General features: G+C 40.4%; 28 protein-coding genes, 3 tRNA genes and 1 pseudogene. 24 read left to right on the top strand and 8 right to left on the bottom strand.

Translation table 11 applies throughout. The features are described from left to right. Positions 1 to 14: 14 nt before the first annotated feature. A complete protein-coding gene (locus tag AC07E5_RS14295; protein WP_004971495.1) occupies positions 15 to 272 on the bottom strand; it encodes a sulfurtransferase TusA family protein in 258 nt (85 codons plus the stop codon). Between the two features lie 477 nt (positions 273 to 749). Here AC07E5_RS14295 and AC07E5_RS14290 point away from each other — a divergent pair, with 477 nt between their 5' ends. Further along, entirely contained in the window at positions 750 to 962 is a 213-nt protein-coding gene (locus tag AC07E5_RS14290; protein ID WP_004648643.1) for a cold-shock protein, read from the top strand. Positions 963 to 1,072: 110 nt separating this feature from the next. After that, positions 1,073 to 2,224: an ATP-dependent RNA helicase RhlB gene (gene rhlB / locus AC07E5_RS14285; RefSeq protein WP_004971493.1), complete on the top strand. Its 1,152-nt coding sequence runs from the start codon at positions 1,073 to 1,075 to the stop codon at positions 2,222 to 2,224. Between the two features lie 109 nt (positions 2,225 to 2,333). Here rhlB and AC07E5_RS14280 read toward each other — a convergent pair whose 3' ends face one another. Next, positions 2,334 to 2,711, bottom strand: coding sequence for a hypothetical protein (locus AC07E5_RS14280; protein WP_004971490.1), 378 nt, complete (start codon positions 2,709 to 2,711; stop codon positions 2,334 to 2,336). Between the two features lie 379 nt (positions 2,712 to 3,090). On the opposite strand from AC07E5_RS14280, the gene AC07E5_RS14275 reads away from it, so the two are divergent. The 14 genes from AC07E5_RS14275 to AC07E5_RS14210 all read left to right on the top strand — a co-directional run bounded on the left by AC07E5_RS14275 (position 3,091) and on the right by AC07E5_RS14210 (position 16,534). Beyond that, positions 3,091 to 3,666: a nitroreductase family protein gene (locus tag AC07E5_RS14275; protein WP_131261340.1), complete on the top strand. Its 576-nt coding sequence runs from the start codon at positions 3,091 to 3,093 to the stop codon at positions 3,664 to 3,666. A gap of 26 nt (positions 3,667 to 3,692) precedes the next feature. Then, complete coding sequence (locus AC07E5_RS14270) at positions 3,693 to 4,766, top strand: NAD(P)H-dependent glycerol-3-phosphate dehydrogenase (RefSeq protein WP_004971486.1); 1,074 nt, start codon at positions 3,693 to 3,695, stop codon at positions 4,764 to 4,766. A 154-nt stretch (positions 4,767 to 4,920) separates the two neighbouring features. Then, on the top strand, positions 4,921 to 5,376 hold the full coding sequence (locus AC07E5_RS14265) for a SixA phosphatase family protein (protein WP_004971483.1): 456 nt from the start codon (positions 4,921 to 4,923) through the stop codon (positions 5,374 to 5,376). A 45-nt stretch (positions 5,377 to 5,421) separates the two neighbouring features. Continuing rightward, positions 5,422 to 6,561 carry a type II secretion system protein GspL gene (gene gspL / locus AC07E5_RS14260; protein ID WP_498625700.1) on the top strand — a complete coding sequence of 380 codons (1,140 nt, stop codon included), beginning with the start codon at positions 5,422 to 5,424 and terminating at the stop codon, positions 6,559 to 6,561. Beyond that, complete coding sequence (gspM, locus tag AC07E5_RS14255; RefSeq protein ID WP_179988424.1) at positions 6,561 to 7,040, top strand: type II secretion system protein GspM; 480 nt, start codon at positions 6,561 to 6,563, stop codon at positions 7,038 to 7,040. Before gspL ends, gspM begins: the two co-directional genes overlap by 1 nt. 111 nt (positions 7,041 to 7,151) lie before the next feature. Then, entirely contained in the window at positions 7,152 to 8,153 is a 1,002-nt protein-coding gene (locus tag AC07E5_RS14250) for a quinone-dependent dihydroorotate dehydrogenase (protein WP_004971477.1), read from the top strand. A 3-nt stretch (positions 8,154 to 8,156) separates the two neighbouring features. After that, a complete protein-coding gene (locus AC07E5_RS14245) occupies positions 8,157 to 8,738 on the top strand; it encodes a CvpA family protein (protein ID WP_004971476.1) in 582 nt (193 codons plus the stop codon). Between the two features lie 25 nt (positions 8,739 to 8,763). Continuing rightward, positions 8,764 to 10,302: an amidophosphoribosyltransferase gene (purF, locus tag AC07E5_RS14240; RefSeq protein ID WP_096902526.1), complete on the top strand. Its 1,539-nt coding sequence runs from the start codon at positions 8,764 to 8,766 to the stop codon at positions 10,300 to 10,302. Positions 10,303 to 10,397: 95 nt separating this feature from the next. After that, complete coding sequence (locus AC07E5_RS14235; protein WP_498625698.1) at positions 10,398 to 12,287, top strand: M48 family metalloprotease; 1,890 nt, start codon at positions 10,398 to 10,400, stop codon at positions 12,285 to 12,287. A 230-nt stretch (positions 12,288 to 12,517) separates the two neighbouring features. Next, positions 12,518 to 13,108, top strand: a complete 591-nt coding sequence (locus tag AC07E5_RS14230; protein WP_225530187.1) for a hypothetical protein — start codon at positions 12,518 to 12,520, stop codon at positions 13,106 to 13,108. A gap of 63 nt (positions 13,109 to 13,171) precedes the next feature. Next, the gene (locus tag AC07E5_RS14225; protein ID WP_498625697.1) at positions 13,172 to 14,146 is read left to right on the top strand and encodes a 2-hydroxyacid dehydrogenase; all 975 of its coding nucleotides are present in this window, start codon (positions 13,172 to 13,174) and stop codon (positions 14,144 to 14,146) included. Between the two features lie 105 nt (positions 14,147 to 14,251). Next, positions 14,252 to 15,688, top strand: coding sequence for a M48 family metalloprotease (locus AC07E5_RS14220; protein WP_178318511.1), 1,437 nt, complete (start codon positions 14,252 to 14,254; stop codon positions 15,686 to 15,688). Between the two features lie 48 nt (positions 15,689 to 15,736). Next, a complete protein-coding gene (locus tag AC07E5_RS14215) occupies positions 15,737 to 16,111 on the top strand; it encodes a GFA family protein (protein WP_096902524.1) in 375 nt (124 codons plus the stop codon). Positions 16,112 to 16,171: 60 nt separating this feature from the next. Further along, the gene (locus tag AC07E5_RS14210) at positions 16,172 to 16,534 is read left to right on the top strand and encodes a hypothetical protein (RefSeq protein ID WP_004971462.1); all 363 of its coding nucleotides are present in this window, start codon (positions 16,172 to 16,174) and stop codon (positions 16,532 to 16,534) included. Positions 16,535 to 16,687: 153 nt separating this feature from the next. On the opposite strand, the gene AC07E5_RS14205 is transcribed toward AC07E5_RS14210, so the two are convergent. Beyond that, positions 16,688 to 17,134 (bottom strand): GatB/YqeY domain-containing protein, encoded by a 447-nt coding sequence (locus AC07E5_RS14205; RefSeq protein WP_154321276.1) that lies wholly within the window; start codon positions 17,132 to 17,134, stop codon positions 16,688 to 16,690. Positions 17,135 to 17,165: 31 nt separating this feature from the next. Continuing rightward, positions 17,166 to 17,381: a 30S ribosomal protein S21 gene (gene rpsU, locus AC07E5_RS14200; RefSeq protein WP_001136722.1), complete on the bottom strand. Its 216-nt coding sequence runs from the start codon at positions 17,379 to 17,381 to the stop codon at positions 17,166 to 17,168. A 146-nt stretch (positions 17,382 to 17,527) separates the two neighbouring features. On the opposite strand from rpsU, the gene tsaD reads away from it, so the two are divergent. Then, positions 17,528 to 18,544 carry a tRNA (adenosine(37)-N6)-threonylcarbamoyltransferase complex transferase subunit TsaD gene (tsaD, locus tag AC07E5_RS14195; RefSeq protein WP_004971458.1) on the top strand — a complete coding sequence of 339 codons (1,017 nt, stop codon included), beginning with the start codon at positions 17,528 to 17,530 and terminating at the stop codon, positions 18,542 to 18,544. A 95-nt stretch (positions 18,545 to 18,639) separates the two neighbouring features. On the opposite strand, the gene AC07E5_RS14190 is transcribed toward tsaD, so the two are convergent. After that, positions 18,640 to 18,897, bottom strand: a complete 258-nt coding sequence (locus AC07E5_RS14190; RefSeq protein ID WP_004971457.1) for an EexN family lipoprotein — start codon at positions 18,895 to 18,897, stop codon at positions 18,640 to 18,642. 353 nt (positions 18,898 to 19,250) lie between these two features. Here AC07E5_RS14190 and AC07E5_RS14185 point away from each other — a divergent pair, with 353 nt between their 5' ends. Further along, the gene (locus tag AC07E5_RS14185; protein ID WP_416651877.1) at positions 19,251 to 19,562 is read left to right on the top strand and encodes a hypothetical protein; all 312 of its coding nucleotides are present in this window, start codon (positions 19,251 to 19,253) and stop codon (positions 19,560 to 19,562) included. Between the two features lie 76 nt (positions 19,563 to 19,638). Here AC07E5_RS14185 and AC07E5_RS14180 read toward each other — a convergent pair whose 3' ends face one another. After that, complete coding sequence (locus tag AC07E5_RS14180; RefSeq protein ID WP_096902520.1) at positions 19,639 to 20,511, bottom strand: ATP-binding protein; 873 nt, start codon at positions 20,509 to 20,511, stop codon at positions 19,639 to 19,641. Positions 20,512 to 20,696: 185 nt separating this feature from the next. On the opposite strand from AC07E5_RS14180, the gene AC07E5_RS14175 reads away from it, so the two are divergent. The 5 genes from AC07E5_RS14175 to AC07E5_RS14155 all read left to right on the top strand — a co-directional run bounded on the left by AC07E5_RS14175 (position 20,697) and on the right by AC07E5_RS14155 (position 23,497). Then, positions 20,697 to 22,226: a DUF3336 domain-containing protein gene (locus AC07E5_RS14175; RefSeq protein WP_104851817.1), complete on the top strand. Its 1,530-nt coding sequence runs from the start codon at positions 20,697 to 20,699 to the stop codon at positions 22,224 to 22,226. Then, a complete protein-coding gene (locus AC07E5_RS14170; RefSeq protein WP_498625695.1) occupies positions 22,216 to 23,067 on the top strand; it encodes a serine/threonine protein kinase in 852 nt (283 codons plus the stop codon). The genes AC07E5_RS14175 and AC07E5_RS14170 overlap by 11 nt, the downstream gene beginning before the upstream one ends. 117 nt (positions 23,068 to 23,184) lie before the next feature. Continuing rightward, a tRNA-Leu gene (locus tag AC07E5_RS14165) sits at positions 23,185 to 23,269 on the top strand. Positions 23,270 to 23,302: 33 nt separating this feature from the next. Then, positions 23,303 to 23,376: transfer RNA gene (locus AC07E5_RS14160), tRNA-Trp, on the top strand. Between the two features lie 36 nt (positions 23,377 to 23,412). Beyond that, positions 23,413 to 23,497 (top strand) — tRNA-Leu (locus tag AC07E5_RS14155). A 244-nt stretch (positions 23,498 to 23,741) separates the two neighbouring features. Here AC07E5_RS14155 and AC07E5_RS14150 read toward each other — a convergent pair. Continuing rightward, entirely contained in the window at positions 23,742 to 23,945 is a 204-nt protein-coding gene (locus AC07E5_RS14150; protein WP_004971452.1) for a hypothetical protein, read from the bottom strand. Between the two features lie 420 nt (positions 23,946 to 24,365). On the opposite strand from AC07E5_RS14150, the gene AC07E5_RS14145 reads away from it, so the two are divergent. Further along, positions 24,366 to 24,638, top strand: a complete 273-nt coding sequence (locus AC07E5_RS14145; protein WP_498625694.1) for a hypothetical protein — start codon at positions 24,366 to 24,368, stop codon at positions 24,636 to 24,638. Positions 24,639 to 24,679: 41 nt separating this feature from the next. On the opposite strand, the pseudogene gloB reads toward AC07E5_RS14145, so the two are convergent. Continuing rightward, positions 24,680 to 25,162: pseudogene (gene gloB, locus AC07E5_RS14140) on the bottom strand (hydroxyacylglutathione hydrolase); the annotation flags it as partial. Positions 25,163 to 25,286: the final 124 nt, after the last annotated feature.

Below are 25,286 nucleotides of genomic sequence, written 5' to 3'. Positions count from 1 at the left end.
TCAAATAGATGCACTTATTGCGATGATTTTGGCTTGGCAACATCAATCACATAATGAAACTCTGTTGCCGAAATCTGGCTTGCTTCACAGCCGTATTGATGTAACTGACAATAACGCGCCACATCTTGCTGGCTGTGCGGATCAGATGACTTCAATAAAAACCGTGCAGAATCTGAATGTTTAAGGGCACGTTTCAGCATCAATAAAGGCATAGGACAAGGTTGTCCCATAGCATCAATCACTATGATAGGTTGTTCAGCATCACACAGCATTGAAGTAAAATTTCGCCTTAAAAAACAGAATGATCATATTAGCAAATTCGTTCACAAATCCCAAATAAATTTCATCTGAAGCATCGGGGCTATTCATTGCGCGGCTTACTGCGCATAAGGGCAAGAGAATTGGCTTATTTTGTGAGATATTTGCAATAAAATTTATAGATCAAAATTGTGCTAAGTCACTTAACAGAAATAAAAATTTTCCATTTGTTCAAATCGTTTCAAACTGAACAAGATAAATCAAAAAAAATCTATTAATTGTCATAAACCCGTGTTAAGCTCGATGCGTATTTAGGATTTTAGATAGACAATCGTTGTTTATCGCCCTATTACAAATGGATGTAACCGGGATTTTGTTAATAGTTATACAGAATGATTACAAGCTTAGAAATAAAAATATTTTTAAACTTTGTTTGCTCTGCTGTTTGCAACACCGGGTGGTCCTTCTTTTTAATCAATGAGGATTAACTTATGACAGCTCGTGAACAAGGCGTAGTTAAATGGTTCAACGACACTAAAGGCTTTGGCTTTATCCAACGCAATGGCGGCGACGATGTATTCGTTCACTTCCGTGCGATCCAAGGTGACGGCCACCGTTCACTTCGTGACGGCCAACGTGTTGAATTCAGCGTAGTAAAAGGCCAAAAAGGCTTCCAAGCTGAAGAAGTACAGCCACTAGACTAATCACTCGATTATTCTAAAAAAACGCTCCAATCCTGATTGGGGCGTTTTTTATTTGTATTTCTGTTTATAATAGGTCAGTTTTTTGTCTGTATAAGTTCGAGCACATATTTATGTCATCTGGTTTTGAAACCTTAAATTTACATCCGCAATTGAAACAGGCTATTGATGCTTTGGGTTTCAAGGAAATGACGCCAATTCAGCAAAAGGTTTTAAAATTTACTTTGGCTGGACATGATGCCATTGGTCGTGCGCAAACAGGTACAGGAAAAACTGCTGCCTTTTTAATTAGTGTGATCAACGATTTATTGAATAACCCAATTCAAGGACAGCGTTATCGTGGTGAACCACGTGCATTGGTTTTAGCGCCTACGCGTGAATTGGCTTTGCAAATCGAAAGTGATGCAAAAGACTTAACCAAATTTACCGACTTAAATGTGGTGACTTTGTTGGGTGGTGTAGATTTTGATAAGCAAAAGTCACAACTCAATAAAAACTTTGTCGATATTATTGTTGCGACACCAGGGCGCTTGATTGATTTTGTAGAACAAAAAGAAGTTTGGCTAGATCAGATTGAGTTTTTAGTGATTGATGAAGCAGACCGCTTGCTGGATATGGGCTTTATTCCATCGGTAAAACGTATTGTGCGTTATTCACCGCGTAAGGAACAGCGTCAGACGTTAATGTTCTCGGCAACTTTTAGTTATGATGTGTTGAACTTGGCTCAACAGTGGTTATTTGAACCTGTTACAGTCGAAATTGAACCTGAAAAGAAAACCAATGCCGATGTTGAGCAACGGGTATATATGGTTGCCAAAACCGATAAATACAAATTGCTTGAAGAAATTTTACGTGATGAGCCGATTGAAAAAGTCATGATTTTTGCCAATCGGCGTGATCAGGTGCGTAAGCTTTATGATCATTTAAAGCGTGATGGCTATAAAGTGGTGATGTTGTCAGGTGAAATTGCCCAAGACAAACGCTTAAAAATGCTGGATCAGTTTAAAAATGGCAAACATAACATCATGATTGCAACAGACGTTGCAGGGCGTGGTATTCATGTCGATGGTGTTTCGCATGTGGTGAATTTCACTTTGCCTGAACAGTCAGATGATTATGTCCACCGTATTGGTCGTACAGGTCGTGCAGGTACACGTGGTGTGAGTATTAGCTTCTTGTCGGAAGATGATGCGTTCTATTTACCAGAAATTGAAAAAGCCATTGGTCAAAAATTGCCATTAACACGTTTAGATGGTTATTGCTAATTACTCATTTAAGCTATTTTTTAGTTTAAATCCTGCTGTTCTTAGTTTAAAAGTCGCTCTCAGTGGAGCGACTTTTTTGTATTTGCTTCTTATGTCGTGCTGTAATAATTTACTTTGCCTGACATCTAAAGGTCAGCACAGTTTGATAATCATCATCACGGGCAATATCAGTATTACGTCCCGCAATTGTACCTAAAACAGTTGCTGCCGCCTGAATCATTTGTCCCGTTTGCTCATCGACTACACCTTTGAGTGCGCCGTTATAAGATGTTTTTTCATCAACCAAGACTGGAGCGGCACGAGTACCACAGGTTTTATTGGCAGCTGTAATTGCATTATTTTTGGCAATAATATTACTTTTACCTAAACCTGTGACTTCATATAGGTTGTTTTCTTTTTGAATGGCAAGAGAATTATTTGGCGTGGTGGCACATGCGGTTAAAAGTGCAAAAACGGCAAGGCTAGAAAAGGCGACTATTTTTTTCATATCTACCTCGGGGCTAAAACGCTGTAGCGCGTATTGTTTGTTGATGATATTTCAATTCAAATGTGTAGAGATTGAAAATAACAATTTGATCTAGTTGAACATAATCTGGATGGTTTTAGATGTAGACACTGTATAGGCTGTGTTGATAATTCGTCATTCATTTATACACATCAAACCCAATCCATAATGTATTTTCATGCTCTTAAACTATAGATGAATGCGTCAAAGCATCATTGTTTAGATGTGCTGAGCAGGTTATCTTAAAAGTGCAGACATATAGACCCTAATCAGAATCTTGCAAATAAGCATACGGAAATAGCGCAAATTTTTGAGTTTATGCTAATCTTAACCGAGCTTTTTGAAATAGTTATATAAGTCAATGACGGATACAGCGGTAGAAATCGTTCATCAAAATATTCATCAACGTCAGTCTACGGGGCAGTTAGTTGAACCTGCACCAAATACTGAGCAGCTAGAAATGGCTTTTCAGGCAGCTTTAACCGCGCCAGATCATCATCGTTTAAAACCTACGCGCTTTGTGGTGATTACTGCCGAGCAACGTGCAGCATTTGGTGAGTTACTTTCTCAAGCCTTGGCAGACATGGGCGAAACCGATGCGGTTCAGTTGGAGCGAGTGAAACAGCATCCATTTCGTGCGCCACTTTTAGTGTTGGCGTTAACGCAATTTCAGGATCATCCAAAAGTGCCACGTTTTGAGCAGACTTTAAGTACAGGCGCTGCGGTACAGAACTTTTTACTGTCTTTGCAGGCGCAGGGCTTTGCCAGTATGTGGCGTAGTGGGGCAGTCGTTGAGTCGAACTTGCTGAAACAAGCTTTAAACTTAAATGCAGATGATTTAATTTCAGGCATTATTTATGTGGGAACAGCGGCTAAAGCCATTCCTGCACGCGCTGAGTTGAATACGCAAGCTTATGTTCGTTATTGGAACGCATAAGTCTTTATTTTTAGGATATAATAATAATGTCAGAGTTAAATTTTGCCGATTTGGTTGAACCTGTTGCAATAGATCGAAAAACTGCGTTACGCATTACAGTGCTAGGTGGTGGCAGTTTTGGTACAGCAATGGCCAATACAGCAGTGCGTAATGGCTGCGACACGATGATTTGGATTCGTGATGAAGCGACTGCCAAAGAAATTAATGAAACGCATATTAATCGACGTTATTTGCCAGATTTTCAGTTGGAGCAGGGTTTAAGAGCCGTTTCAGATTTGGAAACTGCAGTTCGTGACCGTGACATTATTTTAGTGGCTATTCCAAGTCATTCTTTCCGTGATGTGTTGCGTCAAATTAAACCTTTTATTAGTGCGCAAGCAGTGGTGTCTTTAACCAAGGGTATTGAAGCCAAAACCTTTAGTTTTATGAGCGATATTATCCGCGAAGAATTACCTGAAGTGCCGTATGGCGTATTGTCTGGCCCGAACCTTGCCAAAGAAATTGTGGCGGGGCAGCCTGCAGGTACGGTCATTGCCAGTCATTCTGAATTGGTGCGTTATGCGGTGCAGCAAGCTTTACACAGTGCGTTATTCCGTGTTTTTGCCAGCGATGATGTGAATGGTGTGGAATTAGGCGGTGCGCTGAAAAATATTTATGCTGTGGCGATGGGCATGGCAGCCGCTTATAACGTGGGTGAAAATACCAAGAGTATGATTTTAACCCGTGCATTGGCAGAAATGAGTCGTTTTGCGGTTAAGCTTGGTGCAAATCCATTGACCTTCTTAGGGTTGTCTGGTGTCGGTGACTTGTTTGCAACATGTAGCAGTCCATTGAGTCGTAACTATCAAGTGGGTTATGCACTGGGTAAAGGTAAAACTTTGGAACAAGCCACAGAAGAATTGGGGCAAACAGCCGAAGGGATTAATACCATTGTACAAGTGCGGGCGCGCTCGAATGAATTAGATGTGTATATGCCAATTACTTGTGCGCTTTATGAAGTGATTTTTGAAGGTGCGCCACCCATGAACATTGCGCTGTCTTTAATGAAGAATGGACATCGCAGTGATGTGGAATTTGTCTTGCCGCATCATCAAGTTTAGTTTTACATCCATAAAACTGCGCCACAGTAGGTAAAAACTTGCGTGGAATATGACAGTTTGGTGAACTGAATTGTCATATTCTCAGGTTATACTGAGCGCATAATTTGAGTTAAATTGACACAACTTAATGTGTATCATCCTATAAGGAAATTCTATGCAACTGACTCTTGTTCGTCATGGTGAAGCCGCTCCTGCGATTATGGGCAATGATCATCAGCGTCCATTGACTGAGCGTGGTCATATACAAGCACAAGAAACGGCAGATTATTTAAAAAATATCATTCAGCCCGATGTGTTTGTAGTCAGTCCTTTACTGCGTGCACAAGAAACTTTGGCACATTTGCAGCAATATTTTAAAGATGTGCCTGTGGTGGTCTGCAATACCATTAAACCTGAAGATGATGCAAAAGTTGCTGTGGAATGGTTGTCACAATTGCCGTATGAGTCAATTGCAGTGGTGTGTCACATGAATGTAGTGGCGCACATGGCAGAGATTTTGACTTCAGAATCATTCCATCCCTATCATTTGGCTGAAGCACGGATTTATGAGCAGGCAGTAATTGCTGCGGGGCTTTCAACCCAAATCAAAAGTTTTATTCCAAACGCATAAATAAATGTATAAAGTTAAATATAATTCAACGGTAGAACGATAATAATGCTGTATTTATGGATGCCAGAAGCCAATGGGGTTTGGCAATGGTCAAATGGGGAATACTGGACAGAGGCAGATAGTCTTGATGCCTTGATTCAGGCATTGCAGGCTTTTCAAGGAAAAGATGCTGTGGTGTTTTTCCCAAGCCGTGATGTGCAAATCATGCAACAAACTTTGCCTAAAGCTCAATATAAACAATTGGGTACCGATGGCGTGAAGTATTTATTAGAAGAATATACCGTATTGCCAATTGATGCGATGCAGGTGGTTCATCATTTTCAGCCACCTGAGCAAATAACCGTGCTGGGAGTTGCCAAGCATAGTATTGAAACCTATTTGCATGTATTAAGTTTGTTGCCAGTTAAAATCAGTGCATTGTTACCTGATTTTTTAATTTTGCCGCAACCTGAACCAGGGCAAACGGTGATTGGAAATATTTGCGGACGCTTGTTGGTACGTGAAAGTGAATTTTTAGGTTATTCAGTTGATGATCTGGCGCTTTATCTAGATTATCAAACTGCAGAACGAAACTATAAAATCACCAACTTTAGTGCAGAGCAAATACAAAGTATTGAAGCATTTGCAACACAAGAGCATTTAGAAAGCTTTCATTATGTAGTACCTGCATTGGCGAAAGCCAAACAGCATCCATTCAACATGCTGCCAAAAGCCAAGCAAGATACGGGTATTTCAGGTTATTGGAAAGCCTGTGCAGCAGTGTTGCTCGGGATTTTAATTGTGCAATTTAGCTATGATGCACTGCGCTGGAGCAAGCTTAAAAAAGTAGCAGATCAAACAGCGGTTCAAGCCATAGAACAATATCAATATTGGTTTGGCGCAAACAGCCGTATTACCGAACAAAATATTCAAAGCCAGTTTGAAAGTCAGGTACGCATGAGTAAAAATGCAGATACTCAAGCGCTGCAATTGCTCAGTCGTGTTGGCCCTGTGTTGATGCAAAATCAAATTGTGGCTAATCGTGTGAGTTTTGATGCCAATATGTTGAACATGGAATTGAATGCTAATTCGGCAGCGACCTTGCAAGCGCTCACTCAGCAATTGAATCAGCAGGGTTTTAAGGTCGAGCTGGGTAATATTCAGCCGAGCGCGTCAGGTGCAGTAGGATTGGTGAAAATACAATAATGAAAGCCATGGAAAAAATGTCGACTTGGTTCGATCAACGTATTGAACTGGTGCAAGATTATTTAGATCGTTTAAATACACGTGAGCGTGTTTTGGTGGTGTTTACCACAATCTTTGTGATCGTTGCTGCGGTGGGTTCTGCATTGTGGTATATGCATGCCGCAGCCGAAAAACAGCAAAAACGGGTGAATGATCTTAAAGATTTGGTGGTGGTGATGCAAAGTCATGCAGTCACAATGAAACCAGCTAATGATGCTCAACTCAGTGCAGCCGATAAAATTCAGCGTGTGGCTCAGCAACAAGGCTTATCGGTTGCTTCGCAGCAAAGTGGTGACAAGATGCAACTTGTAGCGAGTCATGTCAATTATGCCGTGTTGGCAAATTTTTTAACCCAATTAGCGCAAATGGGTTTAAGTATTGAAAAAATGGAATTAATTTCTGAAGCAGGGCAGATTAAATTAACAGCGACAGTCCAGTAAAGGTTAAAAATAAAGTCCGAAACTCGGAAAATAAACCCATGTCAAGCATAGCGTTTTGACTGGGCTAAGCCTATAATATGGCGACTTAGAAAGCAGTAGACTTTTGCAGATATGTTGTATTCTCTAGCCCGCCCGTTGTTATTTTCTTTAGCACCAGAGCGTGCACATGAGCTGACACTATCACTATTGAAATCGAGCCATAAAATGGGCTTGATGCGTCAAAAGACTGTAGCGAAACCTGTGACGTGTATGGGAATTGAATTCCCTAATCCAGTAGGTTTGGCAGCAGGTCTAGACAAAAATGGTGCATATATTGATGCCTTGGCTGGTTTAGGCTTTGGGTTTATTGAAATTGGCACCATTACGCCACGTCCTCAAGCGGGCAATCCGCATCCACGTTTATTCCGTATTCCGCAGGCCAAAGCCATTATTAACCGTATGGGTTTTAATAATGATGGGGTCGATCAGCTGATTGAAAACGTCAAAGCGGCAAAATTTAAAGGCATTTTGGGGATTAATATTGGTAAAAATGCCGATACGCCAGTTGAAAATGCAGTAGATGATTATCTGATTTGTTTAGAAAAAGTCTATAACTATGCCTCTTATATCACCGTAAACATTTCATCACCGAATACCAAAAACTTGCGCAGTTTGCAAAGTGGTGATGCGCTGACTGAGTTATTGCAAACTCTCAAACAGCGTCAGTTGGAGTTGGCAGAAGAACATCAACATTATGTGCCGTTGGTCTTAAAAGTTGCTCCAGATTTAGACCCTGAAGATATTCAGTTTATTGCCAAGCAATTATTGCAATTCAAAATTGATGGCCTGATTGTGACCAATACCACTTTGTCGCGTGAAGGCGTAGAAAACTTGCCGCATGGCGATGAAGCTGGTGGTTTATCGGGCGCGCCTGTGTTTGAAAAAAGTACTGCATGTTTGGCAGCATTTTCAGCAGCACTGAAAGGTGAAATTCCTTTAATTGGTGTCGGTGGCATTTTGTCGGGCGAACAAGCGGTTGCCAAAAAAAATGCAGGTGCAAGCTTGGTTCAGGTGTATAGTGGTTTAATCTATGCAGGTCCTGAGTTGGTTCAAGATTGTGTGAACGCCTTATAACTTATGAATACCATTGATATCGTTATTCTGATTCTCTTGCTTATTGGAGGGTTGAACGGTTTGCGACAAGGATTTATTAAAGCCTTTGCGAACTTGGTAGGATGGATTTTTGCCCTAATTGTTGCGGCAAAATATGCAGTTGTCCTAGCACCTTCGATGACAGCACTCAGTAGCGATCCTGTGGTGCAAAAAATTGCAGCCTTTGCATTTATTGTCTTGGTGATTGTGGTACTGACCTGGATTGTAACCGCTGTTCTAAATGGTGTTTTAAAGAGCTTGAAGCTTGGCCCATTAAATCGTTTGGCAGGCGGTGCATTTGGTACCTTGAAAGGCTTACTCATTGTTCTTATTACCATTCAAGGCATTGGTCCTTGGGTCGAAAGCTCGCCTTATTGGAAACAGTCTAAATTTGTGCAAACTTTATTGCCGTATGCACCGTGGGCAACAGAACTGTCCAAAGACGCTGCCAATGAGGCTTTACAGCACATCAAGTCGAAAGATGCCGCGCCATCTTCCGACATCGCATCTGACGCAAAAGAAAATCGCTCTGGCGCAGATGGCTCAACGAATAATCCTTTTTATTAATCCCTAGCTGGTCTGCGAGGTTGCTATGTGTGGAGTTGTTGGTATAGCTGGTAAATCACCTGTTAACCAAATGTTGTTTGATGCATTAACGATGTTACAACATCGTGGACAGGATGCAGCTGGGATCGTAACTTGCCACAATGGGCGTTTGTTCTTGCGTAAAGATAACGGTATGGTGCGTGATGTATTCCATACGCGTCACATGCGTGCGTTGCAAGGTAATTATGGTATTGGGCACGTGCGTTATCCAACTGCAGGTTCATCTAGCAGTGCCGAAGCGCAGCCATTTTATGTGAACTCGCCGTACGGGATTACTTTGGCACACAATGGCAATTTGACAAATGCCGAAGAAATTCACGAAGATCTGTTTAAAACAGATTTACGTCACATGAACACCGATTCTGATTCAGAAGTGTTATTGAACGTATTTGCACATGAATTGCAAAAACGTGGCAAATTAAACCCAACTTCAGAAGATATTTTTCATGTGATCAGCCGTGTGCATGAGCGTTGTAAGGGTGCTTATGGCGTTGTTGCTATGATTACAGGTCAAGGCTTGGTTGGCTTCCGTGATCCAAATGGTATCCGTCCATTGATTTATGGTTCGCGTGAAACTGAACAGGGCATGGAATATATTATTGCATCAGAATCAGTTGCAATTACCGCACTTGGCTTTAAAGTTGAGCGTGATATTGCGCCGGGTGAAGCGATCTTTATTAATGACGCAGGTGAATTGTTTACCCAGCAATGTGCAGCTAAACCTGAATATCGCCCATGTATTTTTGAATATGTATATTTTGCTCGTCCAGATGCGACCATTGATGGTATTTCAGTGTACAAAGCGCGTTTGAAAATGGGCGAGAAACTGGCGCATAAAATTACTCAAGAGTGGGGCGAGCAGCACGATATTGATGTCGTTATTCCAATTCCAGATACATCACGTACTTCAGCTTTAGAATTGGCAAATACTTTAGGGGTTAAATTCCGTGAAGGTTTTATGAAAAACCGTTATATCGGACGTACCTTTATTATGCCGGGTCAGCAATTGCGTAAAAAATCAGTACGCCAAAAACTCAACCCTGTAGAGCTTGAGTTTAAAGGCAAAAATGTACTGTTGGTGGATGACTCGATTGTCCGTGGTACGACCTGTAACGAAATTATCCAAATGGCGCGTGATGCAGGTGCGAAAAAAGTATTCTTTGCTTCTGCAGCGCCAATGGTGAAATATCCAAACGTGTATGGTATTGATATGCCAGCCAAAGATGAATTAATCGCGTCTAACCGTAATGTTGAAGAAATTCGTGAAATTATTGGTGCAGACCGTTTAATTTTCCAAGATTTAGAAGACTTAAAACAAGCGGTTCGTACCCATAAAGTGCCACATTTAACTGAATTTGATTGTTCAGTATTTGATGGTGTGTATGTAGCTGGCGGAATTGACGAAGCTTATCTGAATGATCTTGAGCAAAAGCGCAACGACTTGGCTAAAAAAGGCAAAGATGGTTATATTGATGTCAATATTGATGCTGCGTCAGTAGACTTAACTGGTGTAAAAGAGAGTTAATTTTTTTCTGATCAGCTCAGTGAGAAAAGCGGGAAATTCCCGCTTTTTTCATTTATGATGGTGGCTCAAATACAATGTAATTCAGGATGTTTACATTGAGGTCTGTGAGTAGTTACTTGATTAAAAACAAAAATATGATTTGGTCTGCAATTTTATGTTTGGTTGCAGTCGCTTTGACCCTGTTTATCTTAAACACAGTTTTGGGTCTGTTGGTCTATTATGTCGATTCAAGCCAATCCATCTATTGGCACAGTCTAAGCCCATACTGGATTACGGTCTTGGTGCTGATTATGACGGTATCCGTCATTTTGGAATTTTACGTTTTTCGCTCAGGTGGTCATTCTTTGGCAAAACAATTGGGTGCGCGTCGTTTAACCCAGTTCGAAAGTACCCCAGAAGAAAGTACCGCACTTAAACTGACCGAACAATTGGCCGATACCTTTCAAATCCCAGCGCCTACTGTATATGTATTGCCCGATGAAATTGGGGTAAATGCCCTCACTGCAGGCTTTAGTCATAAAGATATTGTGATTATTTTGACTTGGGGTGCTTTGCAAAACTTGGATGAGCAAGAGCTTTATGGACTACTCAGCCATGAGTTTAACCATATTTTAAGTGGTGAAACCATTGATAATACCAAGCTTAAAATCCTCTACAGTAGTCTAACCACGTTTAGTAAGTGGGGCAGTAGCATCGCCAAACTTGGTTTTGGACAACATCGTGATGCACCGCCACATAAGTTAGCGACTTTTTTTGTGGCTGTAGGTGGTGGTATTTGGTTGTTTGGTAGCTTGGGCGTGTTGATTACCCGCTTAATTAAATACATTAGCCTAAGCGGACGTACCTTTAAAAATGATTTAAAAACCAAACGTTTGATTCAAAATAATGCCAATATTCAAACGCTCTTACGGATTTATGTGCACCATGCCGGTTCTCAAATTCATAGTGAATATTCAGAATCTATTTCGCATATGTGCTTTGCTAACTCACTCAGTCCGCAAAGCTGGATGAATATTCATCCAAGTATTGAAGCACGTATTTTTGAGCTTGATCCAACCTTGGTGCAAGACTTACAACTGGAAAATCTGAAGCGTTTACGCAATCAGCCTTTGTTTAGCTTATTTCGCTCGTTAGAAGAAATGAATGCTGAATATTATGCGCCGTGGAGCTCGCCGCAACCTTTGCCTTTGCTGCGCTTATCGCCAATTAGCTTTGCAATTAATGATGCAATTAAGCCACTCAAGCCTGAAATTCGCAATAATATGCCGCGTCCAGAGTTGATTCAGCGTGCCTTACAAACGGCAACGGGTTCGCGTGAGGTGATTGTTGCTATTTTAATGATTCGTCAATATCGTGAATTTATTCCTGCTGAAGCAGAAGTCAGCCGTGCAATTGTAGATGCTTTATTAAATTTGGATGGGCGAGTACATATCTCGATTTTCCATGAAGCATGTAAAAATATTGGTGGTATGCCGCTGAGTATCGCACGGCAGTTTTTAACCAAATTGGCAAAAATCATTCAGGAAGATGGTGAAATTGGTTTGTTAGATGCTTTGCTGCTTGAACGAATCAAGTTTGAATTAAACTTACTGCCTTTACATACACCTGCAGCGTTACACGAAGTTAAGCCGCAAATTGTACGTTTAATCGATGCTTTATTGCATGTGCAGCAAATTAATAGTGTTAATCAGTTAGATGTACGTGAACGTATTTTAGAACGTGTTTTAACTGCAGATGAATTGATTGCTTATGAAGAAATTTCAGATGAACCGATTGATTTATCAGAAATTTTAAATGATATGGCAGGTTTGTTGTTGCGTGATCGACTGATTGTATTAGGTATTGCTGAAATTTGTTTGTGGAATGACCGTATTATCACCCAAGATGAATTGGATGTTTTGGAGTTGCTCTATTGGCGTTTAGGTTTTAAAACTGAAGAAATTGTCGAACAAATGCAAAAACAAAATAGTTTGATGATTGTGTGACACTGATTGACTAGGTGTGTTTAAAGCAGATTTTGAAAAAATACGAATAGGTCAGATTGGGTGAAAGAAAGCACAGCATTGTGCAGCCTTTCTAGGTAGAATAGGTGCTATCTTGCATGTTGTTCTGTGATAAATACGTGCAGCGAAAAATTAGATGGGTGATGATAAACATGATGGGGCATCAGCGTGACATTTTAGCCAGTTTGGGAATCGATATTTGGGTTTCCAGAATGGCTGTGTCTCAAACTTTGCCACAATCATCGGTTTGGCGCGACCAAGCTGCACCTGAAATACACAGCGAAATTATTGTTCCTGCTGCAGTACCTCAACAATTAAAACAACAACAGCCGATTATTCACGAAAAGCCTAAGCAAGAACCATCTCCGCAACATACGACAGTTGAAGCGGCCGCGCCAGAAGTTGTTCCTGAAGCGCGTGTCATGCTGCAAATTGAAGCATTTAGTATTGAAGCTTTGCAGTTGCCACATTGTGTCATTTTGGTAGAAAGCACTACCTTGAGTCAGGAACAGCAACAATTGTGGCGTAATATTCAACATGCGCTACAGGCCGAATATCACGTATTGCAATGGCCTTTTGCTTTAGAAGTATTACAAGACGGCATCGGGGTAGAAAATTATGTGCAAGGTTTTGTTGATGTCTTGAGCACAGATAAAAACATGCTGATTTTAGGTCAATTACCACATTTTAAATCTGAACAATGTTTGCATTTAGCCAGCTTGCAAGAGATGTTAGATCAACCGCTGTTGAAAAAAAGTCTGTGGGATGCGATACAAATCACATCGTTACAGCCTAAAGCCTAAGTCAATTCAGATATTTAAAACTCTACATATACAAGCAATTGTAGATACGAAACAGGGATAATCATGCGTAAAAAAGTGGTAGTGTTTAGTCAAATTGATGCAGAAATTTTAAGTAAGCTAGAGCAAGATTATCAGGTGGTGCAGGTCAGCCCGAAGTTGGGTGACGTGAATCAACAGTTGCTTGAGCATGTGCAAGATGCGGATGGCATGATTGGTGCAGGGCGCTTGCTTAATCAAAGCAACTTGCATACTGCGACTAAACTCAAAGTGATTTCGAGTGTAAGTGTCGGTTACGACAACTATGATGTAGATTATTTAACCCAACAAAAGATTAGTCTTTGCCATACACCGCATGTCTTGACTGAAACCACAGCAGATTTAGCCTTTACTTTATTGATGAGTGCAGCACGACAAGTGCCATATTTAGATCGGTGGACTAAACAAGGGCAATGGAAACGTACCGTGGGTGCAGCACAGTTTGGACAGGATATTTATGGTAAAACCATTGGTATTGTAGGTTTGGGGCATATTGGTGCGGCTATCGCACGGCGTGCATTTCATGGTTTTAATATGAATGTGGTGTACCACAATCGTCGTAAAAAAATGGAAGTGGCGCAGGCATTCAATGCGGAATATTTAAGTCTGGATGAATTGCTGCAACAGTCTGATTTTGTGGTACTGGCAGTCGATTTAAATGCAGACTCTAAAGCCTTAATTGGTCAGCGTGAACTTGATTTAATGCCGTCTCATGCAATTTTGGTCAATATTTCGCGTGGTTCGGTCATTGATGAGCAGGCACTTATTCAGACCTTACAAGCAGGCAAAATTTTTGCCGCAGCTTTGGATGTCTATGACAAAGAACCACTGCAAGAATCACCATTATTTGAGTTAGATAATGTCGTGACTTTGCCGCACATTGGTTCAGCAACTGCAGCAACTCGTCGACAAATGGCAAACTTAGCCTATAAAAATTTAGTTGATGCGCTGGAAGGACGTCGCCCGCAATATGTTGTTAATCCTGCTTGTTATACGTCTTAAAGTTAAAGATGATTTGGTAAAAATTGATAACACATCATTGCAAATGCGTTCATTTTTCAATGTTATAGTGAATCATTATGCAAAATATGTATTTGAGATCATCCATTGAAACATCTATTACTGATCTGCGGTTTGAGTTTTGCCAGTATTGCGACAACCCAAAGTGCCAATCTAACCACCACACCACAATTTAATGTGCCTGAAATAGGCAGTGGTGTGGGATTAATTGATCAGCAAAAAGAACGCAGTATTGGTGAAAAAGTCTATCGGGAAGTGCAGCGTAAAATGCCTGTCACGCAAAACCCGTGGCTGGAAGATCAATTAATCAATACGTTTTCGCATCTACTCAGCCAAACTCAATTGGGGCAACCCATTGGGCTACTCATTATCAATGATCCACAAATTAATGCTTTTGCTGTGCCGGGTGGTTTATTTGCGTTAAACACAGGTCTTATTAATTCTGCCCGTAATATGGATGAAGTTGCGGGCGTGATGGCGCATGAAATTGCGCATGTGTCGCAACGTCATTACAGTCGCTCTCAAGAAGCATTTAAAGGACAGGGTTTGTTGGCACTTGCTGGGGTTGTGGTTGGGGCATTGGTTGCCTCACAAGCCGATGGTGATGCAGGCGCAGCGGTGATGATGGGTTCTCAAGCCGCTTTAATGGATCAGCAATTGACTTATAGCCGTAATCAGGAACGTGAAGCAGACCGTATTGGCATGCAATATATGTATAGCGCAGGCTATAACCCACAAAGCATGGCAGACTTTTTTGAGGTGATGCACCGTACTACGAGTCGAGTGAGCTTCTTACCTGACTTTTGGTTTACCCATCCCTTAACCACAGAGCGGATGAGTGAGGCGCGTTTACGTGCCAATCAATTGCCACCAGTGCCAACCTCGCTGCGTGATGAAGACTTTGAGATTTTAAAGTTATATAGTTTGGTGGTTTCGCAGCAGGCGACAGAACAGCAGCTTAAAGCATTTGCAACCCGTAACCATTTTGCGGCGAATTTGGCTTTGGCTTATTTTTATAGCCAGCAAGGCGATTTTGTTTTGGCGCAACAAAGTATAGATCAGGCCAAAAGTCACAATCGTTTACATAATTTATTGACACTTATTCAAACTGACATTTATTTAGGGCAAAATAAAATTGATTTAGCGCTCAAAACAATTGGTTCACCTGCGCGAATTATGCCTGAAAATCGTGCGCTGAATTATAAATGGGCCGAGGTTTTGATTCGTCAAAATCAAACTACGCAAGCAGAAAGTATTTTGAAGGATTTCTTGCAAAAAAATCCACGTGATTTATCGGCATGGAATTTAATGCAGCAAGCGGCAAATGTAGACCGAAGCTCTGCATTACGCACGGTAAATGTGTTACGGTATCGTGCAGAAGTACAGTATTGGTCAGGTTGGGAAGAAGAGGCAATTAAATCATTACTGCACGCGCAGCGTTTAGCCAAAGACAATCAGGCGATGTCGGCAAATATAAAAAACCGTGTGACTGAAATGCAAAGAGAACGACAGTTAAAAATATAAGTCGGGCGTACATACGGTGGCATAACAATAAAGAAAGGGAGTTTAAGAATGATTGAGGGACAATGTTTATGTGGTGCGGTGTATTACCGTTACCATGCCGAAATTGAAAAAACAATATTATGTTTTTGCCAGCATTGCCGTCGTGCGCAAGGCGGTATTATGGGATGGAATAGTCCAGTGGCACGCGAACATTTTGAAGTGGTGCGTGGCTTAAAATATCTAAAAGAATATTTTCATAGTCCCAATAAAGCACGGGTATTTTGTCAGGAGTGTGGCAGCCCGATTTATTCTTATCGGCTAGATTTACCCGATATTATTCGCTTACGCTTAGGGACAGTGACTCAAGGCAAAGTTCCCGAACCATGTGAGCAAGCATTTGCGCAATACAAACCCAACTTTTTGGCAATTGAGTCGTGTGAATAGTTATTCACCGAATATACAATGCTAAAATAGAACTTGAGTTGAAACGACCCTGACTTGAAAATGAAAAAATATATTTATTTATGCCTTACTTTGGGGATGACCTTGCAAAATGTCTATGCTGCGAGTGCAGAGCAGTATGTGTTGGCTGTTGAAGAAATTAATGCGCAATATAAACAAGATACCCGACAGTTTTTACGAGGCTTAAACCCACAACAGCAGGGTTTTAATCCGCAGCAACAGCAGCAGTTTTGCGGCATTGTTAGTCGTTATGTTGATCGTTTATATCAGGCAGCAGATGAAAACCGTGCCTATTTGGATCGTCGTTATCAGAATATTAATAAACAGGACGTGATTCAGCAGGTCAGCACATCTAAAGAAATGCAATTACTGAAAAAATATCAAGTGAACTGCGATTTAAAGTAAAAAGTTAAAGCATAAGTGTCTAAGGGTGAATAGATAATCTATCTCATCCTAGGTTTAGCATTTTACTTAATAGCATTAGATAGAAAGATTAAAGCGGGCTTAATCTGACATTTAAATCAGTGTTCGGAGAAGCACAAATTTGGGGTGAGCTAATTAGCTTAATTTGGCTTTAATTTTGGCAGATACTTGAGCAGGATCGGCGCGCCCGGCTATGAGCGGACGCAGAGAGTTCATCACCTTACCCATATCTTTCATGCTAGTAGCTTGTTGCGCTTCAATGGTTTGCGCAATCATGGAATCAAGTTCTTCCTCAGTCATAGCTTCTGGTAGAAACTGAGATAACACCTCAATTTCGGCTTGTTCCTTACTAGCTAAATCTTCTCGGCCAGCGCCTTCAAAGGCTTTAACCGATTCTTTACGTTGTTTAATTTGCTTTTCAATGACCGCAAGAACCTGAGCATCGTCAAGCTCTTTGCGCTCATCGACTTCGATTTGCTTAATTGCCGCCTGTAGACTACGAATTACCGTTAACTTATGCATTTCTTTGGCGCGCATTGTCGCTTTCAAAACGTCAGTAATTTGGTTTTTCAAAGTCGTCATCATTTAATCCAGACAGGCAATCACAAATTAATTAGTAAAGGCGAGTAGTACGTACTGATTCACGCGCCAATTTCTTTTGGTAGCGTTTAACAGCAGCAGCTTTTTTGCGCTTACGTTCTTGAGTTGGTTTTTCGTAGAATTCACGCTTACGTACGTCAGCTAAAACACCTGCTTTTTCGCAAGAACGTTTGAAACGACGGATAGCTACGTCTACTGGTTCGCCTTCTTTCAATTTAACTTGTGGCATGAAGAATCCTCATTAAGTTATGGATAAGATCTGGGCGAAATTGCCCACGATCACAAGTGAAGGTCAGTATTTTACTCATTTACATCTCATATCACAAGTCTATAATAGGTTTCGCAATAGAATTGATACAGGTTATAGGCAATTTAATGATCGTTTTAGGCTTAGAAACATCTTGTGATGAAACAGGACTTGCACTGTATGACAGCGAGTTAGGTTTGCGCGGGCAAGTACTGTATAGCCAAATTAAATTGCATGCAGAGTATGGTGGTGTGGTACCCGAACTGGCTTCACGTGACCATGTGCGCAAACTTATTCCTTTAATCAATCAATTGCTTGAGCAGAGCCAAGTCAAAAAATCTGAAATTGATGCAGTGGCTTATACCCGTGGGCCGGGGCTAATGGGCGCACTCATGACAGGCGCATTATTTGGACGAACTTTAGCTTTTGCCTTAAATAAACCTGCAATTGGGGTGCATCACATGGAAGGGCACATGCTTGCACCATTATTGTCTGCGACACCGCCAGAATTTCCGTTTGTCGCTTTATTGGTTTCGGGTGGACATACACAGCTCATGGCAGCTTATGGCATTGGCCAATATGAATTGTTAGGCGAGTCGATTGATGATGCTGCAGGCGAGGCTTTTGACAAAGTTGCCAAAATGATGGGTTTACCGTATCCGGGTGGGCCAAATATCGCCAAACTAGCTGAACAAGGCGATGCCAAAGCTTTTGAATTTCCACGTCCAATGTTGCACCAAGGCTTAGAATTTTCATTTAGCGGTTTAAAAACTGCGGTTTCAGTACAAATGAAAAAGTTAGGTGATGAAAACCGTGATGCCGATATTGCGGCAAGTTTCCAAGAAGCGATTGTTGATACTTTGGTGAAAAAATCGGTAAAAGCTTTAAAACAAACAGGTTTAAAACGTTTGGTGATCGCGGGTGGGGTGAGTGCAAATACTCGGTTACGTGAGCGTTTAGAAGCAGATTTAGCTAAAATTCGTGCAACGGTTTATTATGCAGAACCTGCATTGTGCACCGACAATGGTGCAATGATTGCTTTTGCGGGCTATCAGCGTTTAAAAGCAGGGCAGCAAGATGGTTTATCGGTTACGACTACACCACGTTGGCCAATGACGGAGCTTACCAATCCAACTGCGGGTTAAGTTGTTCGTAGCATAAAATCAATCAGAGGCAATAATCTGCCTCTGACTTTATATGCTAAATTTTTACATTAATATTAGAAACGAATACTTAAGACTTAGCGAACTGCGTCCATTAAACCTTTGGTAAGATCTTTCATCATGCCTTGCATCACAGCATTCCCTGCATTTGTACAGTTTTCTAATTTTTTACCTTCTAGTGATTTACCTTGATTGGCCATTTCTTCGCACTTCTGCAAAACTTTTTTAGCTTCATCTAAGTTCTCGGCATAATACTCTTGCGTTTTCACTTGTGTACATGCTGTAAGCGTTGTAATTAAACTTACTGTAATTAACAAATTTTTAAATTTAAACATTATTTTTTAACCGTTGTTTGTTTTAAAGAGATTGCATCTTAAGCGAATAATGGGTTCATAAAATAATACAATGGACTAAAGTTGATCTTATTAAGTAAAATTAAATAATTGCAATATAAATATTTTTAATTTTTTTGAAGTTTTATAGTCATATTCTATCCCAAACTTTATTTCACGTATTGGTTTCAAATAGAACTGCTTTATTTTTTTGTGCACTCATCCTACAATTTATAGAAATCCATAAAGTAGCTGACAGCAGTATTTAAATCTGTGAATCCTGTCCAATTGTTGTGTTTTCAACTTTAAACTATGATTTTTGGTAGATATTTAATATAAAACCAATTGAGATAAACATGCGATTTAAAAATACATTTTGCATTATTTGTGTGATGGGGATGATGGTATTGACCGCTTGCGAAGGGGCTGAGTCAATACAGCAAAATATAAATAGTACAGAAAATCAGCCGAGTTCAGTGACAGCCCAACAGGTCGAAGTACCGACTCGTTTGACTACTGCAGCAACTTATCCTTCGGCTATCACACCTGAAGCGACAGTACCGCAAGAAGTATATGTAGGAGAGCCGACTGTGGCAGAAATGCAGGCGCATGGCGAAGAATTTTATAAAGACACATTGGCACGGATTGCTGCAGAACAAGGTCAGTAGTCGCTCAGTCATTTAGCGCGTTTAAATAGAGTGGGTTGCTGACTATCTTCTATATGCAAACAACCCATTAAAATATTTAAAGTGCTTTAAGTTGCTGCGAGCCAATCCAGTGTTTAGAAAATTGATAGGCAGCACGCCCTGAACGCTGTCCACGTGCCTGACACCATCTTAATGCTTCTGCACGTACTTCGGCAGTCATTGGCATTTCGGCTTTGTGTAAATAATGCTCCACAATTTCTAAATATAGATTTTGATCCATTGGATAAAACGACAGCCATAGACCAAAGCGATCAGACAGTGAAATTTTCTCTTCAATTGCTTCTTGAGGATGCAACTCAGTATATTGCGGTACATCTACACGAGTGACAGGTGTATTTTCATGCATAAATTCAGGTAATAGATGACGTCTGTTACTGGTTGCATAAATAATAAAATTACTGGAACCTGATTGTAATGAACCATCTAAAACACTTTTTAAACTACGATAATTTTCATCTTCTGCGTTAAAAGCTAAATCATCACAGTAGACAATAAATTTTTCAGGACGATGCTGAATGATTTTTTGAATTTCTGGCAATTCAGACAAATCATCGCGTTCAATTTCAATTAAACGTAATCCTTGATTGGCATACTCGGTCAATAGGGCACGTACAATAGATGATTTTCCCGTACCGCGTGAGCCTGTAAGTAACACATCATTGGCAGGTAAGCCATTTAAAAACTGCAAGGTGTTTTGAATGACTTTTTCTTTTTGCTTTTCGATGCCTTTTAAATCATCTAAATCAATTTTTCTTGGTTGTTGAATCGCTATCAATTGTCGATCTTGCCATTTGAATGCGATGGCGGAAAAGTCGGTTTCTTGTTTTAAAGCAGGTAAACTTTGCTGTAGTTGTTGGAGTACATGAGAAAGTGATAATAAGATGTTGTCGGGTAAATCTAGGTTTGCCATGATAATTCAGCTTAAAAAATGCAGATCAGATTGCTACACTTTAAGACTAGCGCAATTGACCTAGATTTGACAATCAAAGTGTGAATCGAGTCATTGACGCGTATTACAATTTTTTAGATATTGTTGTGTATAGTAGGCATAGGCAAGCGTAGTGCTGCGAATAAACCAACGGATTGAGGAATGCTATGTTATTTAAAGATTTCACCGAAGATGTTAATCCGCATCAAGCCTATCGCATAAAAAAACTCAAGCGCCAAATTCAAAATGCCGAATCGTATGAAGAATGGAAAAGTATTGCCATTCGTATAGATGAAGAAACTGGTGCGCAAGAATGGAAATATGACAACAGTTCGCCATATTTTGATGCGGAAATTATCTCGCATCGTTTAAATTTATTACGCCGTTATCGCACCACCGAACGCAGTCACGATTTAATTTATATTTTGCGTGAAGGTTTAACTTTTGACATCGCCAATATTGCCCATCCGATGTTGTTTACTGCAACCTATGTGGGTACTAAAAAAATTATTGAAGATTATGTGGATGAAGTCAGTAAAAGTTTGGCTTTTGTCGCTTCAGATGAATGTCAGGCTTTAACCAAAGTAGAAAAAATAGAGTTTTTTCAGCAATGCCAAACTGCATACGGACAACCTGCCTTGATGTTCTCTGGTGGGGCAACGCTAGGTTTGTTTCATACAGGTGTTTGTAAGGCCTTACTTGAACAGGATTTAATGCCTAAAGTGCTGTCGGGTTCGAGCGCGGGTGCAATAATGACTGCAATGCTAGGCATCGCAAAACCTGAAGAAGTACAGCATATTTTGGGTGGTGAGTCATTTTTCCACGAAGCATTTCAGTTTAGACAAATGCGCGAAATTCTTAAAGGTAATGGTGGAATTGCCGATGTGCATTATTTAAAAAAATTCCTGATCAAAAACTTGGGCGATACCACGTTTGAAGAAGCTTTTCAAAAATCAGGTTTGCATATTAATGTGGCGGTTGCGCCTTATGATGCATCGCAAGACTCACGCATTATGAACAGCTTTACTGCGCCAGATTTATTGGTTTGGAGTGCGGTGTTGGCCTCGTGTGCTGTGCCAATTTTATTTCCACCTGTACGTTTAACCAACAAACGCTATGATGGCGAACACACTCCATATATGGGTAAAACCCGTTGGGTGGATGGCAGTGTGCGTAGTGATTTCCCGCAGGAAAAAATGGCGCGTTTGTATAATATTAATTACACCATCGCCAGTCAGGTCAATCCGCATGTAGTGCCTTTTATGCAGGATGATATTAAGCGCTATCGTAAAGATATGCTGAGTTGGCCAGAACGGATTATTCGTCGTCAGGGCAAAGTCATTAGTCGTGGGGTAATGGATTTTGTGCGTGAGCGAGCAGGAGCTGTACCGCCTGTGCGTCGTTTGCTAGATCATGGCTATGGTATTGTCGATCAACGCTATTATGGTGATGTGAATATTGTAGGAAGCTATAACCTGCGTCATTACAGCTATATGTTGCAAAACCCGAAACCACATTTATTTAAAATTTTACAGCGTGAAGGCGAGCGTGCGACTTGGCCGAAAATTTCATCAATTGAAACGCATGCACGTGTCGGTAAAACTTTGCAACATTGCTTAGAATTATTAAATGCAGCTCAAATAGAGGTATCCACCGAAGTCGCAGCAGAAATGCGCACTGGCGCAAGTGTTGTTTAATGTTTTAAATTTGGATGTTCAACAGCTAGATACTGCGCAGTTCGAGTTGCGCAGTAAAGCGCAAAGTTTGCAACATGGTCGGCATATTTATCGTTTTGAACATCAAGGGCAGTTTTATTGGCTGAAAGCCCAACAACAGGGAGTTTATGCGACAGTAGAGCAGGGCTTTGCACAAGAATGGAACTTTTATAAACAGTACGCGCAATCATCATATTTATCTTTTTTATTGCCATGTGAATTGATGGATGCTGCACCCATTCATATTCAGCCGCAGGGTAATTCACACGACATTTCATCGCATTATTCACAGGTCTATTCACGTGCTTTAATTCTGTCTGAGGCGCAAGCTGTTTTTGCGATGGGTAATCTACCTGAATATACAGAAGCGATTAAACACATATTTTTGCGTGTCTTTGAAGCAGTGGAAGCATTACATCAATTAGGTTGGATTCATGCTGACTTAAAAGCTGAACATATTGTGCAGTTAGATGGGCAAATCAAACTGTTAGATTTTGAGCAAGCACAGCAAGTTGCAGATATTCAATGTCAGGGGATGACCGCCACACCACGTTATATGGCGCCAGAATTATTTCACGGACAGCCTAAAACTGCACAAAGTGATATTTATGCGTTAGGCATTATTTTTTATGAGTGGTTAACGCAACAACGCTTACAGGCAAAGAGTTACCACGATTGGGCATATTTGCACTGTCAAAGATTGCATATTCAACTTCCCATACATCTACAAGCATTTTTACCACTGCTGAATCACATGTTGGCAAAGTCCTATTCGCAGCGTGCAACGAGTATTGCAGAGTTGAAATTATGGCTTAGTGGCTGAATATGCTTAAGAAAAAATCAAAAAATAGTTTTTTGTTTTTTATTTAAACAGTCATTGTGCTTTTTTATAAAAAAGGCTTGTCATCAGGAAGTGATCTCTATAATATACACAGCCATCGGGGACGTGGCGAAATTGGTAGACGCACTGGATTTAGGTTCCAGCGCCGCGAGGTGTGAGAGTTCGAGTCTCTCCGTCCCCACCACTTAAATATCAAGTCAGCTTGATTTTAAGTTACAGAGGATTGGTGTAATGGTAGCATGACGGTCTCCAAAACCGTTCGTCAAGGTTCGAATCCTTGATCCTCTGCCAAATTAAAATCCAACAACTCAGTTGGTACCCGATGTTGGGGACGTGGCGAAATTGGTAGACGCACTGGATTTAGGTTCCAGCGCCGCGAGGTGTGAGAGTTCGAGTCTCTCCGTCCCCACCATACATTAAAGAGCAAGGCAATGACCTTGCTTTTTTATTGCCTGTTATTTTAGCTTTAAATCATTGCATCTCTTTGACAAGGCTTAGATGTATTTTAAGATTTAAAGTTCAGTATAAAAAAAAGCCCATAAACAGGCTATGGGCAAGATCATCTTTAAGTGTTGATGAAATACGATTTGAATTTTTATTTTTGCATCCTATCAAGTTCAACCGTTATCGCATACTTATCTATATTGTATAAGTACTTATGCTTTTAAATGGTCTTCAAATTCCTCGCCTAATTTCATTGCTAAAGCATTACCAGAAAGCTCGCAAGTGACCAAACCATATTCTTTTTGAAAGCTAAATGTGAAACCGTGACCATCCGCCAAATTTTTGACTGAATAACCTAATTTTTCTAACCAAATACGAAACGCAATTAAATTTTTTGCTTTAACAACTTTTTTCACGAGAGAACTCCTATCCATTTATTTAATTATTAATAGGGATATTTCTTGAATTTTTAAAGGGCAGAAATGTATTTCTTTGACATTTTTTTCACTGATTTTTAGAAATGTAAAGTCCTTTTAAGCAATTAGAATATTTTAAAAGAATTATTTATTTGTAAATTATTGATATTTATTATTTTAACTGAGGTGGCGTAATTAATTTTAAGGTCTTAGATATATTGCCAAAAGATAACTTGGAAATAATTTGTTAATGATTTTTGGTTTTAGACTGTATTTATTTTCAGCATGAACACATGAAGATTTTCCATTGTTTTCATGCAAAGCTTTAATTTAGCGCAATGCATATCAGTGTGGAGCATGTCGGCACCAAATGGACATTAGCTTATACTATGGTTGAGTTTGAAGATTTGGAAAATAAACATGACTGCACAAACAATCCAACAGCAGGCTGAGTACATAGTGAAGCAGATGCAAAATCAAGGGCTAGAGCCTTTTGCTGTGATGCTTGGGCATGAAGATTGGTTACTGTTTTCCTCGCAATCCAAAGTGGCTTATACGCCTTTTGGCAGCGCACGCCGTTATCAGCCTGCATTGTCCAATTTACTTTTGGTGCGGGTCGATGAAATGAATGCTGTGCGTGTGGTGATGCAAACTCAATTAGATGAGTTTGCTGCCAGTAATCAGATTTTATAATCCGAGAGAAATATCAGATGCTTTATGATCAAAGCATCAATTTAAAAGTTGTCTTTGTGTTCACGTAATTTCTGAAATTCTTCGACACTTTCGGCCCTTAAAAATGGATTGGTTTCCAGTTCTAGTTCGATGCTGCTTGGCAAAGTGGGTTTATTAAGCATGCGTAAACTTTCAATTTGTTGATAACGCTCTTGAATGGCAACATTGTCGGGTTCTACATGCAGTGCAAATTGTGCATTCGCCAATGTATATTCATGGGTGCAATATACTCGGGTACGCGGAGGCAGCGCTGCCAAGCGGTTTAAAGATTGATACATTTGCAAATATGTACCTTCAAAAACACGCCCACAGCCCATCGCAAATAAAGTGTCGCCACAGAACAATACATCCAACGCATCTATAAAATACACAATATGCCCCAAGGTATGTCCCGGAACGGCAATAACATCGACCTGTAAATCATGAAAATTGATATGGTCTTGGTTTTGTAAAGGATGCGTGATAAACGGAATTTTGCTCAATTGTCAACGGCATTCTAAAATTGCCCCCTTTTACCTTACAAATGGCAAAGTAAAATTGACCCCTTTGATCTCGTATTAAGTTTCAACCTGGGGCTGAATCCCAATTCTTTTTTTATCCTTCAAACGA

The organism is Acinetobacter seohaensis, from assembly GCF_056431365.1.
This window is presented reverse-complemented; position numbering and strand designations above follow the sequence as displayed.

What these genes read in the sequence shown, in the direction of transcription:
- AC07E5_RS14295 (WP_004971495.1), bottom strand. Translation starts at nt 272, where the DNA reads ATGCTGTGTGATGCTGAACAACCTATCATAGTGATTGATGCTATGGGA.
- AC07E5_RS14290 (WP_004648643.1), top strand. Translation starts at nt 750, where the DNA reads ATGACAGCTCGTGAACAAGGCGTAGTTAAATGGTTCAACGACACTAAA.
- rhlB (WP_004971493.1), top strand. Translation starts at nt 1,073, where the DNA reads ATGTCATCTGGTTTTGAAACCTTAAATTTACATCCGCAATTGAAACAG.
- AC07E5_RS14280 (WP_004971490.1), bottom strand. Translation starts at nt 2,711, where the DNA reads ATGAAAAAAATAGTCGCCTTTTCTAGCCTTGCCGTTTTTGCACTTTTA.
- AC07E5_RS14275 (WP_131261340.1), top strand. Translation starts at nt 3,091, where the DNA reads ATGACGGATACAGCGGTAGAAATCGTTCATCAAAATATTCATCAACGT.
- AC07E5_RS14270 (WP_004971486.1), top strand. Translation starts at nt 3,693, where the DNA reads ATGTCAGAGTTAAATTTTGCCGATTTGGTTGAACCTGTTGCAATAGAT.
- AC07E5_RS14265 (WP_004971483.1), top strand. Translation starts at nt 4,921, where the DNA reads ATGCAACTGACTCTTGTTCGTCATGGTGAAGCCGCTCCTGCGATTATG.
- gspL (WP_498625700.1), top strand. Translation starts at nt 5,422, where the DNA reads ATGCTGTATTTATGGATGCCAGAAGCCAATGGGGTTTGGCAATGGTCA.
- gspM (WP_179988424.1), top strand. Translation starts at nt 6,561, where the DNA reads ATGAAAGCCATGGAAAAAATGTCGACTTGGTTCGATCAACGTATTGAA.
- AC07E5_RS14250 (WP_004971477.1), top strand. Translation starts at nt 7,152, where the DNA reads ATGTTGTATTCTCTAGCCCGCCCGTTGTTATTTTCTTTAGCACCAGAG.
- AC07E5_RS14245 (WP_004971476.1), top strand. Translation starts at nt 8,157, where the DNA reads ATGAATACCATTGATATCGTTATTCTGATTCTCTTGCTTATTGGAGGG.
- purF (WP_096902526.1), top strand. Translation starts at nt 8,764, where the DNA reads ATGTGTGGAGTTGTTGGTATAGCTGGTAAATCACCTGTTAACCAAATG.
- AC07E5_RS14230 (WP_225530187.1), top strand. Translation starts at nt 12,518, where the DNA reads ATGGCTGTGTCTCAAACTTTGCCACAATCATCGGTTTGGCGCGACCAA.
- AC07E5_RS14225 (WP_498625697.1), top strand. Translation starts at nt 13,172, where the DNA reads ATGCGTAAAAAAGTGGTAGTGTTTAGTCAAATTGATGCAGAAATTTTA.
- AC07E5_RS14215 (WP_096902524.1), top strand. Translation starts at nt 15,737, where the DNA reads ATGATTGAGGGACAATGTTTATGTGGTGCGGTGTATTACCGTTACCAT.
- AC07E5_RS14210 (WP_004971462.1), top strand. Translation starts at nt 16,172, where the DNA reads ATGAAAAAATATATTTATTTATGCCTTACTTTGGGGATGACCTTGCAA.
- AC07E5_RS14205 (WP_154321276.1), bottom strand. Translation starts at nt 17,134, where the DNA reads ATGACGACTTTGAAAAACCAAATTACTGACGTTTTGAAAGCGACAATG.
- rpsU (WP_001136722.1), bottom strand. Translation starts at nt 17,381, where the DNA reads ATGCCACAAGTTAAATTGAAAGAAGGCGAACCAGTAGACGTAGCTATC.
- tsaD (WP_004971458.1), top strand. Translation starts at nt 17,528, where the DNA reads ATGATCGTTTTAGGCTTAGAAACATCTTGTGATGAAACAGGACTTGCA.
- AC07E5_RS14190 (WP_004971457.1), bottom strand. Translation starts at nt 18,897, where the DNA reads ATGTTTAAATTTAAAAATTTGTTAATTACAGTAAGTTTAATTACAACG.
- AC07E5_RS14185 (WP_416651877.1), top strand. Translation starts at nt 19,251, where the DNA reads ATGCGATTTAAAAATACATTTTGCATTATTTGTGTGATGGGGATGATG.
- AC07E5_RS14180 (WP_096902520.1), bottom strand. Translation starts at nt 20,511, where the DNA reads ATGGCAAACCTAGATTTACCCGACAACATCTTATTATCACTTTCTCAT.
- AC07E5_RS14175 (WP_104851817.1), top strand. Translation starts at nt 20,697, where the DNA reads ATGTTATTTAAAGATTTCACCGAAGATGTTAATCCGCATCAAGCCTAT.
- AC07E5_RS14145 (WP_498625694.1), top strand. Translation starts at nt 24,366, where the DNA reads ATGACTGCACAAACAATCCAACAGCAGGCTGAGTACATAGTGAAGCAG.